At 47.8% G+C, this 13,066-nt stretch carries 10 protein-coding genes; 3 read left to right on the top strand and 7 right to left on the bottom strand.

All coding sequences use genetic code 11. The features are described from left to right. Positions 1-6: 6 nt before the first annotated feature. Positions 7-1,473, top strand: a complete 1,467-nt coding sequence (locus MK185_00635) for a NarK family nitrate/nitrite MFS transporter (GenBank protein MCH2039127.1) — start codon at positions 7-9, stop codon at positions 1,471-1,473. A 204-nt stretch (positions 1,474-1,677) separates the two neighbouring features. Further along, positions 1,678-3,456, top strand: a complete 1,779-nt coding sequence (locus MK185_00630) for a bifunctional protein-serine/threonine kinase/phosphatase (protein ID MCH2039126.1) — start codon at positions 1,678-1,680, stop codon at positions 3,454-3,456. A 120-nt stretch (positions 3,457-3,576) separates the two neighbouring features. Here MK185_00630 and MK185_00625 read toward each other — a convergent pair whose 3' ends face one another. The 7 genes from MK185_00625 to MK185_00595 form a co-directional block, all read right to left on the bottom strand. Then, a complete protein-coding gene (locus tag MK185_00625; GenBank protein ID MCH2039125.1) occupies positions 3,577-4,806 on the bottom strand; it encodes an FAD-dependent oxidoreductase in 1,230 nt (409 codons plus the stop codon). Positions 4,807-4,921: 115 nt separating this feature from the next. Then, the gene (locus tag MK185_00620) at positions 4,922-6,118 is read right to left on the bottom strand and encodes an alginate export family protein (GenBank protein MCH2039124.1); all 1,197 of its coding nucleotides are present in this window, start codon (positions 6,116-6,118) and stop codon (positions 4,922-4,924) included. A 38-nt stretch (positions 6,119-6,156) separates the two neighbouring features. Further along, a complete protein-coding gene (locus MK185_00615) occupies positions 6,157-6,999 on the bottom strand; it encodes an ABC transporter ATP-binding protein (protein MCH2039123.1) in 843 nt (280 codons plus the stop codon). 14 nt (positions 7,000-7,013) lie between these two features. Then, entirely contained in the window at positions 7,014-8,033 is a 1,020-nt protein-coding gene (locus MK185_00610) for an ABC transporter permease (GenBank protein ID MCH2039122.1), read from the bottom strand. Positions 8,034-8,211: 178 nt separating this feature from the next. Beyond that, positions 8,212-9,549 (bottom strand): ABC transporter substrate-binding protein, encoded by a 1,338-nt coding sequence (locus MK185_00605; GenBank protein MCH2039121.1) that lies wholly within the window; start codon positions 9,547-9,549, stop codon positions 8,212-8,214. Positions 9,550-10,180: 631 nt separating this feature from the next. Next, complete coding sequence (locus MK185_00600) at positions 10,181-11,239, bottom strand: ABC transporter substrate-binding protein (GenBank protein ID MCH2039120.1); 1,059 nt, start codon at positions 11,237-11,239, stop codon at positions 10,181-10,183. A 46-nt stretch (positions 11,240-11,285) separates the two neighbouring features. Next, a complete protein-coding gene (locus tag MK185_00595; GenBank protein MCH2039119.1) occupies positions 11,286-11,891 on the bottom strand; it encodes a response regulator in 606 nt (201 codons plus the stop codon). A gap of 173 nt (positions 11,892-12,064) precedes the next feature. Between MK185_00595 and MK185_00590 the strand changes: the two genes are divergently transcribed. Then, positions 12,065-13,054, top strand: coding sequence for an ion channel (locus tag MK185_00590; GenBank protein ID MCH2039118.1), 990 nt, complete (start codon positions 12,065-12,067; stop codon positions 13,052-13,054). Positions 13,055-13,066: the final 12 nt, after the last annotated feature.

The raw sequence follows: 13,066 nt of genomic DNA, 5'->3' as shown, positions 1-13,066 counted from the left end.
TTAGTTATGACTACGGAAAAATTCAATATTTTTTCATTCAGCGGGAAAATGAAAACACTGCATTTAAGCTGGATGGCATTTTTTATCACGTTTCTGGTGTGGTTTAATCACGCTCCTTTATTGCAGGCCATTGCAGCCAGCCTGGGGCTGGCACCGTCGGAAGTAAAAACCCTGTTGATTCTGAACGTTGCATTGACCATTCCGGCGCGAGTTGTCATTGGTATGCTGACCGATCGCTTTGGACCGCGACTGGTCTATTCCGCATTATTGGCGATTTGCTCCATACCGTGCTTCATGTTCGCGCTGGCAGACGATTTTACCCAGGCAGCAATTGCCCGATTCCTGTTGGGCTTTATTGGCGCCGGCTTTGTCATCGGTATTCGTCTGGTGAGTGAATGGTTCCCAGCTAATGAACTGGGAATGGCTGAGGGCATTTACGGTGGTTGGGGGAACTTTGGTTCCGCTGCTGCGGCATTTACCTTGCCAGTGGTTGCTCTGGCCTTTGGGGGAGATGATGGCTGGCGCTATGCCGTTGGCATTACCGGCGCGCTAAGCCTGGCATTTGCCTTTATCTTTTATGCCAACGTGTCTGATACTCCAAAAGGGTCGACGTATTTCCGCCCGAAAAACCTCGGCGCTCTTGAAGTGACCAGCAAAGGTGATTTTTTCTTCCTGCTGATTATGAAAGTGCCAATGTACGCTGCATTGGCATTGCTGACCTGGAAGTTGTCGCCAGCAGGTGTCAGCCTGTTGTCTGAAACCACAGCGTTGCTCTGTTACGTTGGTTTGGTGCTGCTGTTTTTGTATGAGTTGTCTCATGTCTGGAAAGTGAACAAACACGTGTTTGAAGCCCCGGTGGACGAAGTTCATCAGTATAAATTCAAGCAGGTTGCAGTATTAAACGTATTGTACTTTGCGACCTTCGGTTCTGAGTTGGCTGTGGTTTCAATGTTGCCATTGTTCTTTGCTGAAACTTTCGAATTAACACCCGTTCTAGCGGGTATGGTGGCATCGGCATACGCTTTTATGAATCTGATGTCGCGTCCGGGGGGCGGCTGGCTATCGGATAAATTTGGTCGTAAATCGACACTATTAATTCTGACTGCTGGGTTGGCCGTGGGTTATTGCGTGATGTCCATGGTGGATAGTAGTTGGCCTCTGTGGTTGGCAGTTGTCGCAGCGATGGCCTGTTCCTTTTTTGTACAATCCGGCGAAGGTGCGGTATTTGCCGCTGTACCATTAATCAAGCGTCGTTTAACCGGCCAGATTGCTGGCATGACCGGAGCATACGGTAACGTTGGTGCCGTAACTTATCTGACGGTATTGTCGCTGGTTGATTATTCAACCTTCTTCCTGGTAATTGCTGCTACCGCGGTTGTTGGTTTCGTTGCGCTGTTGGCAATGGAAGAACCAAAGGGTCATATGGCAGAGATCAATGAAGATGGTTCGGTTGAGTTAATTAAGGTTTCTTAATCGAAATTTAAAACAGAGATAGTCATACTCTTTTGAAGCAGCAACAGGATGTTGCGACCGGATCGCCAGCACAGGAATGTGCTGTACGATTCGGTGACAGAAAGAGTATGGCTATTTCTGTTTTTTGATGTTGAAGAATGATGTTCACTTGAACAGGAAATCGAGGAACAAAGTTAAGGTACATCCGAACTTTTAAGCGTGGATATGGCGGTTGTGATGGGTGAGCAATTACAAGTCAGTTTTGGTGGTTATTCGACGGCAGGTGTGAAAGATGAAAATCAGGATGCCTTTGCTGCCCATCAGCCAGGTTTGTCTCAGGCAAAATACAAAGGTATTGGTGTTTGCATCGCTGATGGTGTGAGCTGCAGTGATCAGGCGCAACTAGCTTCCAGTACAGCTGTTACTCATTTTTTGCAGGATTACTATTGCACACCGGACAGTTGGGATGTCAAAACATCTGCCAGCAAGGTGCTTTCTTCGTTGAACGCCTGGTTATACCATCATGGGCAACAAGCGAGTGCTCGTCATAATGGTCTGGTCACCACCTTCAGTGCCTTAATTGCCAAATCCAACAGTGCTCATATTTTTCACGCGGGTGACAGTCGGATTTATCGTTTCCGGATGGCTGAGGATAGTCACGACGCTGAATTTGAACAGCTTACCCGCGATCATTGCATCAGCCAGGGAAATCCGGAAAAGGGCGGTAAAGTTTACCTGAGTCGGGCGTTGGGAATGGATAATCATCTGGAAGTCGACTACCACTGTGTAGATATTCATCCAGGCGATTGTTTTTTATTTTCTACTGACGGCGTGCATGATTTTTTTAGTACCAGCGAAATAAAACACTGGTTCTCACAACTCACCGCAGAAGACCAGCAGTATCAGTTTGAACAGGCCTGTCAAAAACTGGTTGATCAGGCATTACAGCGCGGCAGCGACGATAATTGCAGCTGTTTTGTATTACGTATCGAGCAAACACCAGCGCCTGATATTGTTGAAGCTCAGCGACAGTTGAGTGAAAGAATTATTCCACCAGTATTGGAAGTGGGCCATAAGATTGATCAGCTGCGGGTTCAGAAGGTGTTATACAGTGGCACCCGCAGCCATGTTTATCTGGTTGAAAACAGCGAGCAAAGAAAGTTTGTGTTAAAGGCACCGTCTGCCAATTTCAGTGACGATCTGGTGTATCTTGATGGATTTTCACGTGAGCAATGGGTCGGTAATCGCGTTGATCATGGCAATGTCATGAAAATTTACACGGTGCGCGACGGTAGTCGCTTTCTCTATCACTTGTGCGAATATGTCGAGGGAAGTTCGCTTCGACAATGGATGCACGACCATCCCAGACCCGCGTTAAAAGAGGTGCGTGATCTTGTTGAGCAGGTTATTCATGGCCTTCGGGCGTTTCAGCGTCTTGGTATGGTGCACCGAGACCTTAAGCCTGAGAATATTCTGATCACGAATGACGGCAAGGTTAAATTAATTGATTTTGGTACCGTCGCCGTTCAGGGATTAGCGGAAGTAACTAACGCTGTTGAAGAGGACTGCCCGGTTGGATCGGTGTTCTATATTGCCCCCGAATATGTGATGAATGGTGTTGCCAGAACACAAAGTGATCTGTTCTCTCTGGCAGTTATCATTTATGAAATGTTGGCTGGCACAACCCCCTACGAGATGGATGAAATACATCGCAAGACCCCTAAGTCCATCTCTGAATGGCAATATCGTTCGTTGGCATTTCACCGTTCTGATGTCCCGGCATGGCTTGATTTAGCACTGGAAAAAGCCTGTCACCCGAACATTCAAAAACGACATCGGGCATATTCTGAACTGTGGCAGGATCTGAACCAGCCAAATCCCGCCTTGGTTGGTATGGCGGCAAAGCGTCCGCTGATTGAGCGAAATCCTCTGCGTTTCTGGCAGGGCACGAGTTTGTTGTTATTGGCTATCGTTATTGTTCAGCAACTATTGTTGATAGCCTGACTGGCAGGCTATCTGCACACCTCGCCAGGCGATATATACTGCCACAGCAAAGTTGTTCGTGTTGATGTAAAGTCGACAGGCCCATCCATGGCCTGAATCCTTATCCGTGGTTAGTCTGAATTATGCGGCATTGTCGCAAAACAGCTGTCCGAGAGTGAGAAGTGAACGATAAGCTGAAACATCATCGCCATTGCGCATCAGAGAAAAATACCACTGACTATCGATAACGTCGCCCACACACAAAGCGCCCACCAAACGGTTGTTGTTAAGAATTAACTTCTTGTAAATAGCTTGTTGTGGATCACGTAAAACAATTTCTTCGTCGCCCTGTTCCGCATGAATCTGACCGAGGCTGTGCACGTCCAGACCCGATACTTTGAGTTTGGTTAAATGCTGATTTTCCTGGTAGGCCAGGGTACTGCTTTTATCCTTCAGTTCAGCAGCCAGTACTTTCGCCTGCTCCCAGATTGGTGCGACCAGTCCGTAGGTGAATTGTTCAAACTGGCAGCATTCACCCAGTGCATAGATTCCCTCAACGCTGGTGCGCATGCACTCATCAACCTGTATGCCGCGATCACACAGCAGCCCGGCAAGCTGAGCCACCTGGATGGTGGGTTTAATGCCGGTCGCAAAAACCACCAGATCGGTTGTTGCTTCAGTATCATCTTCTGATTTATTCCAGCGGATGGTATCAGCCAGATTATTATTTTTATGGATACGGATGTTGTCTGCTCCGGTAACCACACGGATACCGCGCTGTTCGAGAGCGGTAGCAAGTAAATCCGATGCTTCATCATCCAGCTGACGGTTCATCAATACCGGGTTACGATGCAACAGCGTGACATCGATACCATGAGAGCGCAGACCAACTGCGGCCTCAACGCCTAATAAGCCGGCACCAATAACGGTGGCTTTGTTCATGTTGGGTGAACGTTCCAGCATATAATCGACGTCATGTAAATCACGAAAGCCGATGACGTTTTCGGCGTCGACGCCGGGCAGAGCAGGAATAAATGATTCTGAGCCAGTGGCCATGACCAGTGCCTGATAGCTGAATTGTGCGCCATTGGCACAAACAATCATGTTGTCGCTATGTCGGATGTCGCTGACCCAGTGATTCAAAAGTACGCGAATGCGACGAGTTTGATACCAGTTATCGTCGTGGGGCGTGATCTCTGCCAGTGTGGTTTCACCAGCCAATAATGGTGACAACATAATGCGGTTATAGTGGGCTGACGTTTCACCGCTGAGTACCAGGATTTCGTCAAACGGATGTTGATTACCCAGTTCTTCCAATAGGCGATTAGCCGCCATACCGTTACCAATAATAACCAAATTGTTTGTTGTCATGTCGTTAACCAAATTTGAGTCTACAAAATAAAAACACCGTAACCCCGGAACCTGACATCATATCTGTCAGAATCCGAGACTACGGTAAATGAAGGAACCTTAAACTATCGCTTGATCAGAACTTAGCGCCGATCCATGCCCACAGCTTATTGGTATCGTTAGCCGCGTCATCTCCTTCAGAAAATGCCGCATATTTGATACCAGCAGTGAAGTTCTTGTTGATCTTACCGGCGGCCAGTAAATTAATTTCGCTGCCAAAATCTTCGCTGTCGTCAACGCCTGAGTAGGTGTGATAAGCCGCGACCAGTTTTACCGGACCGGCCTTGGTTGCAACCAACGCGTATTTATCATCCAGACCCGCTGCTGGTGTGCCGAGGTAGCGGTCTGCCCAGCCACCAAACTTATGGTTGGTACCGTATGGGGTAATGAATCCACCGTTACCGTCGTCGGAGCCTTTGATTTCGTTACCCAGTTTGAAGGTAAACCCAGAAACTTTAACGCCCCCTTCCAGCAATACGTAACTGGTATCGAATTCAGTACCGTTTTTTAATTCACGATTCTGAGTGGCAAATTCAGCCCGGTATAACACCGTCAGAGAATCCAGCTTTTGCTTGCCATCCAGGTACGCACCGTAGGTATTAATGGTGGTTTCTGAATCTTTGTTATCCAGCAGGTAAGCATAACCAGCTACTTTGCCCACGGGTAAGCCACTATAAGACGCGTTTAATAAGTGGTCGCTGGTGTCATTGGCGGTAAAGTTCAGGAAGTTACGCTGATCGATGTAGGCGTAGGTCAGGTTCAATTTATCCTTTTTATAACCCAGTTTTACGGCATCGTAGGTTACTTCGTTTTGACGCCAGCCAACGTTACCAATAAAGCGCGCGTTATCCAGAATGATGCGTTGGCGACCTACAATCGCTGATACACCATCTTTGGCGTAAGACAGCTGGAAGCGATTCCATTCGGTATTTTCCGGATCGGCAATCACATCGTAATCTGCATCTTCTGGTGCATATTCGTCAACAATGGCACGAATATCTTCCAGTTCAGCTAACAGTTTGAAGCCGGAAAAATCAGCGGTTTCATAACCCACGCGTGAACGTAATGTCAAAGCAGTTGCTGAATCTGCCCCACCGTCGGTATCGGCGGTCTCATAACGCAGGCGGAAGTTATTAAGAATTTTGCCATCTGTGAGTGCATCCATTGTTGCATTTGCCTGAACCTGACCAGTGGTTGTCAGTGAGGCTGCTAACACGGCTGCAGATAGCAGAGCCGGAGTCAGGTTGCGTGACGTTTTACGGTTGTTTTTCATAACTTCTCCAGAAGTGGTTTTATCCATAGTGAATTGTTTCAAGCAACTTTTTCTTTTGACTTTTCGATCGCCGGTTTCTTAACCGACTGAATGTCTTCTACCTTTTTTTGTTTTTCGTACAGGAAGCTCAGTACCTGTTGTCGGTAGCGGTTATAGGTAGGGTCATCGGCAAGCTGGATGCGATTACGCGGACGTTCCAGGTCAACTTCCAGAATTTCACCGATAGTCGCGGCAGGGCCATTGGTCATCATGACAATTCGGTCTGATAGCAGTACGGCTTCGTCAACATCATGGGTGATCATGATGACGGTGTTATTCAGTTCTTTCTGGATTTCCATCAGGGAATCCTGCAAGTGAGCACGGGTTAACGCATCCAGGGCGCCAAAAGGCTCATCCATCAGCAATACCTGTGGCTCCATCGCTAACGCCCGGGCAATACCGACTCGTTGTTTCATACCACCGGAAATTTCATCCGGGCGTTTATGCATGGCATGGCTCATGTGTACCAGCTCGAGGTTGTGCTCGATCCATTGCTTCATTTCAGCTTTTGATTTCTTGCCTTTAAATACCTGGTTAACGGCCAGCTCTACGTTTTCGTAGGCCGTCAGCCATGGCAGCAGTGAGTGATTCTGAAACACAACCGCTCGTTCCGGGCCTGGCTCAGTCACTTCTTTGCCATTTAATACCGCACCGCCTTCAGTTGCCTGCAATAATCCGGCAACGATATTGAGTACGGTTGATTTACCACAACCGGAGTGACCAATCAGTGAGATGTACTCACCTTGTTGAATTTTTAAATCAACATTCTGTAGCGCGCGGAATGAACCGTTTGGGGTTGGGAATTCGATGCCAACCTGAGTTAATTCAAGTAATGTTTTCATTAATAATTCCTCGATTAGCGTAAAGTGGCTGATTTGTCCCAGGACACGGACTTCTGAATGATCAACATCACACGATCCAGCATGAAACCAATCACACCAATGGTTAATACCGCGACCATAATACGGCCGAGTGAGTTAGAGCTACCGTTCTGAAATTCATCCCAGACAAATTTACCCAGCCCTGGATTTTGTGCCAGCATCTCCGCTGCAATTAATACCATCCAGGCAATACCAAGTGATAAACGTAAGCCGGTAAATACCATTGGGATGGAAGAAGGCAGTACGATTTTACGAATATGAGTAAAGTAATTCAGACGCAGTACCTGGCTGACGTTCAACAAGTCTTTGGAAATAGATGCGACACCCACTGCGGTATTAATCATGGTTGGCCATAGGCAGCACAGCATTACGGTGATCATCGAGGTAATGAATGATTTTGGTACTGTCGGGTCGTCGGAAACATACAGGGCACTCACTACCATGGTAACCAGAGGCAACCAAGCCAGAGGCGATACCGGTTTAAACAGTTGAATCACCGGATTAAACGCAGAATATAAGTTGGCACTTAAGCCAATGACGATACCAACCGGAATAGCGATAACCGATGCCAGCACGAAACCGCTCAGTACCGTAATCAGGCTGGTACCAATCTGATCGAAATAGGTCGGCTTACCCGTATATTCACGAATACGCGGCTTGTAATCGGGATCCTGGGCGCTGCGAGCAGCATTGCGTTTCTCCTGACGCAGGTAAAAAGCGTCTGCTTTTTCACGCTCTTCAACATGCTCTGAATACAGTGCTGATGCCTGAGTCATGGCTTCATAAGGGCCAGGGAATTTACCCAGCGAGGTATTGATGTTGCTGGCAGCGGCGTGCCAGATCATTAAAAAAACTAATAAACCAGCCAGAGGTATGCCGATATTCTTCGCGATGATCTGGAACTGCAGGCCAATATTTTCGCCTTTGCCGATTTTTATAATCGGTTCCAGCCAACTGACATTGGCGAGGTTGGGTAATGCGATGGTTCTGCTCATGGTTGCTTCCTGTCAGTTATTGTTGAAACTCGGGTTGAGTCGGTTACTTTGCAATAACGGTTGTTGTACAAAAAAACGATCATTGTTAAAAAAGGTATTTGTAGCTTTCTGACTGATCGGTTTATTGAGAAGGGAAGGGCAAAGCCCTTCCAGTCCCGGTAACGATCAATCTATCGGGTTAAATTTTTTCCGAACCTTTTAAGCCAATTTTGAATTGTTCAAGGTATTCATTTGGCTTAGTACCATCGTAAGTCACGTTATCGATGAATTCGGTTTGTACTGGCTTGAAGCCGGTTTCGGTTGCAAAATCCGGGAAGTCTTTTGCGTTAACCTTGCCTTCTTTAATCAGATCTTTTGCTGCAGCAGCGTAAATATCCGGACGATAAACTTTTTTCGCGATTTCTTTGTACCAGTTATCCGATTTTGGTTCAGAGATTTGACCCCAGCGGCGCATTTGCGTCAGGTACCAGATAGCGTCTGAGTAGTATGGGTAGGTTGCGTTATAGCGGAAGAACACGTTGAAATCCGGCACGTCACGCTTATCACCTTTTTCATATTCAAAGGTACCGGTCATGGAATTTGCAATCACATCATAATCCGCACCAACATATTGGCTCTTGGCGAGAATTTTTACGGCTTCCGGACGGTTGGCGTTGTTATTTGCATCCAGCCACTGAGCGGCACGGATCATGGCTTTTACAACACGCTTGTGAGTATTCGGGTATTTATCGGCCCAGCCTTTACTGACACCAAACACTTTTTCCGGATTATTTTTCCAGATTTCGTAATCGGTAATCACCGGTACACCAATTCCTTTAAATACCGCTTGTTGGTTCCATGGTTCGCCTACGCAGTAACCGTAAATGGTTCCGGCTTCCATCGTGGCTGGCATTTGTGGTGGTGGTGTTACAGATAATAAAGCATCGGCATCAATCTGACCGGATGTATCACCCTTGTGCGGAGCGTAATAACCAGGGTGGATACCACCGGCAGCTAACCAATAGCGCAGCTCGTAGTTATGCGTTGATACCGGGAACACCATCCCCATATTAAATGGCTTTCCGTCTTCTTTATATTTTTCTACCACAGGCTTTAACGCATCGGCTTTAATCGGGTGAACCGGTTTGCCATTTTCATGTGGAATATTTTTTTTCATCTGTTTCCAGATGTCGTTGGATACGGTAATACCATTACCATTTAAATCCATGCTGAAGGCAGTGATGATGTCAGCTTTGGTGCCAAAACCAATCGTTGCACCTAAAGGCTGGCCTGCTAACATATGAGCGCCATCTAACTGGCCATCAATTACACGATCCAGCAGTACTTTCCAGTTCGCTTGAGCTTCCAGCGTTACATACAGGCCTTCATCTTCAAAAAAGCCTTTTTCGTAAGCAACCGCGAGTGGTGCCATGTCGGTTAATTTAATAAAACCAAACTTCAGCTCTTCTTTTTCTGGCCAATCTGAAGCTACCGCAATAGGTGCTGCCAGCGTTGCCAGACCGGTGGAGACGACCATTGCTGCTTTGAGCAGGTTGCGTCTCAAGGTATTTATTCCTCGCATCTTTCTTCCTCTTTCTCAGGCCAAAAAAAAACGCTAACGGAATAAAATTCCGTTAGCGTCGGTGCTAAATATAAATGCCCGGCAATGGGCATTGAATTAGTTTGTATACATGATCCACCGTTGGATCTCTGTGATTTGGATATAGCGAGGATTGTGCCAGTTTTTAAAAATCCTTATTTAATGCGTACTTGCGACGATTGTTCGGTTTGTCTTTGATGAAGAATGCAAATTACAGGCACCAAAATAAATAAATGGGAATGCTCTAAGTGACGAAAATGGTGCAAAAAACAGTCACCGTGCTGGTGCAGAAAGGATATAGCGATGGCACATTGTGGGGCGGGCGATAAATTTTCCGATTGGTTTCCCCCGTTTGCTGAGTTACTTTTTATGGAGAGTCAGGCATCGAACTATTTATGTTTGTAAATCATCGTGCAGTAATTCTGGGAATATTCGTCATTGAGCGGCAGCAAGTGTCGTATGAACCAGGCAATTCTCACGCTGCCTGTGTCGCTGAGTGCCTGAGAATCCGGGTTGAGCGGAAAAGGTGTGGTGTTCCTTTTCCGGTATTACCAGAGATAAGTGTCGATCACAGCGATTGTGCGGGGTCGCGGTAGCACTGGCTGGCAATATCTGCGATGTTGCTGCTTTGCGGCAACCAGCCCCAGCGTTGCATCTGTTGCAGGAACCAGGTGGCATGTTGCTGTTGTGCCGCGCATGCCCGCTCCGGGGTAAACACCAGCATATCGGCGATGTATCGTGGTGGCTGCTCATTACGATAAACAAAGTGACCACTGAGGGCCGGTAACAAGCACTCCAGCGGCAGATCAAGATGTTGACTGAGTAATTCCGCACCTGCTTGCGGATTCTCTGCTGCCCACTGACAACCGGCTTTGATCGCGCGGATAACAGCCGACAACGTATTCGGGTGTTGCTGGCTCCAGTCTTGAGTGACACCAAGCACTTTGTCTGGCGCTTCATCCCATAAATCAGGCCCAGCGAGAAGACATTGACCAACGCCTTGTTGAATGGCGACGCTGTTCCAGGGTGCCCCGGCGAAGAAGCCATCAATATGTTGTTGCTGCAGGTGTTCCACCATTTGTGATGGTGGCAGCACTACCAGCTGTACATCGTCATCAGGGTTAATCCCGGCACCGGCCAGCCAGTCGCGCAGCATCAGGTTGTGTACTGAGAACGGGAATACCACTGCAAACACCAGTTTGTCGCGGCCGTCACGCTTATTTTGATCAATGATGTCGGCCATCGCAGCGCCGGCTTTGTTGCTATCGGTGTAGAGTTCATCCAACCCGGTGTGATCGCTCAGACGCTGTGCCAGTGAATTGGAAATGGTCAGTGCATTGCCATTCAATGCCAGTGACATCGGTGCCAGCATGGATTTTTTCAATCCGCCCAGTCCCAGGTGACTCGCGAGCAGCATGGGTGCCAGCATTTGCGCAGCATCAAAATGACCAACGAGCAGTTTGTCGCGGATATTGGCCCAAGACACCTCCTGCTGCAGTTTCACATCGAGGCCCTGTTGCTGGAAATAGCCAAGTTCTTGTGCAGCAATCAGTGGCAGACTGTCGCTTAACGGCATGTATCCAACGGTCAGCGTGGTTTTTTCCGGAGTGGGGAATGAGTTGGTCATTTCAGCGTTCTCTGTTGCATTGTCAGGTGCGATATCCGTTTTCGTTTCAGTTGCTCAGTAAATCCATGACAGAAATAATGTTTTTAGCGACATCCACCATTCGCTGTCCACGATCCATCGCCATCTTCCGGATTGCGTGATAAGCCTCTTCTTCAGACATACCTTTTTGTTTCATCAGCAGCGATTTAGCTTCGTCCAGCAAGCGACGGTCTGCCAGTTGATTACGGGTTTTCTCAAGCTCAGAGCGTAACGCCTGGAATTCGCGGAACCGCGCTACTGCGACGTCCATAATGGATTTCAGTCTGCCAGGATTGAGACCGTCCACAACATAGGCGCTGACACCGGCACGCATGGCTTTTTCAATCGTACTGGTGTCGTCTTCATCACTGAACATTATGACGGGCTTGGGATTATGCTGATTAAGTACACTCATGTGTTCAAGCATATCCCGGTCGGGGCTTTCGATGTCGATGATAATGACGTCAGGTTGATGTTCTTCAACGCGTTTCATTAACCCCTGGGCACTGCTGAGGCGGGCGATCACACTGCAACCTGCATCGGTAAGTGCCTGCTCTAGCAGTGCCGCACGAGCGGGTTGATCGTCTACCAGCATAATTCTGGCTGATTCGCGCGGGCCAGATGGCTTGGTCATGTTTGTATTTCCATATTCGACGGCGATAACGCCTTGAAAAGTAGGGTCAAATCATCCTTGTTCGGAGCTGACTATGCAATCTCCGGTGTTCGGTCAAGTGTCATTGCTGACTTTGGCAGCCGAACCTTGCCGGTCTGTTCCTATACTGGATGTATCCCGTCAGGAGTCAGAACATGAATACAACCGGTAAGTTACAGCCTTGTTGCTATTGCTCACCTGATGGTTGGCGATGCGATCAGCCTGCCATGTATGGCAATTATTGTTTCTGGCACGATAAATCACATAGTAAAGCGGGCATTGAGTTACGGCAAACGCTGGAACAATGGGCTCAGTCAGGGCGTCCATTAGATGGATTACAGCTGGCGCGAACCGATTTACGAGGCATTAATCTGGTGAATCGTGACCACAAAGACGGTTATTCCTGTCAAGGTGCTGATTTTTACCGGGCAGATCTGTCGGGCGCTCATCTGTTTAAACTCAACGCCCGTGACAGCTCATTTATGAAAGCCAATCTGGCGGGGGCGAATCTTCATTGTGCTGATTTTCGTGGCTGTAACTTATTGGGGACTCGTCTTACTCATGCGCGCTTAGAGAATATTCAGTGGGGTGATCACCTTCGCCAGGAATTGCAGGCACTCGATATGTTATCGGCGTGTCAGCCGGCAACGGCTAACGACTTATGGCAAGAGTCAGAGGAGGTTTCACGCAATATTCGTAAGCAGTGCGAGAAGCAGGGTATGTTCGAGTGCGCCGGGTTTTTCTTCAAGAAAGAAATGGTTTGTCGACGTTATCAAATGCCTTTATTCAGCTCCCAACGGTTCATTTCGAAAGTGGTTGATCTGTTTTGTGGCTACGGTGAATCCCCGCTGCGGGTGGTGCTGTTTTCGCTGGTGATGATTATTTGTTGCGCACTGATCTATTTTGTAATGGGAGTAACAACCGGTGCGGATATGTTGCACTACTCGATGCATGCCAGTCATAGCGAAAATTTGTTGCGCTTTCTCAACTCGATGTATTTCAGCATCGTGACGTTTACTACTCTGGGCTACGGAGACATTGCACCGGTTGGCGTAGCTCGGTTTGTTGCCGCTGTAGAAGCATTTGTTGGCAGTTTCACCATGGCATTGTTCGTTGTTGTTTTCGTAAAAAAAATGACACGCTGACCGGACTTTTTG

It is taken from the genome of Saccharospirillaceae bacterium (assembly GCA_022448365.1).
In the GTDB taxonomy this organism is placed as follows: Bacteria; Pseudomonadota; Gammaproteobacteria; order Pseudomonadales; family Oceanobacteraceae; genus Bacterioplanoides.
Note: the sequence above shows the minus strand (reverse complement) of the source record. Positions and strands in the feature narration are given on the sequence as shown.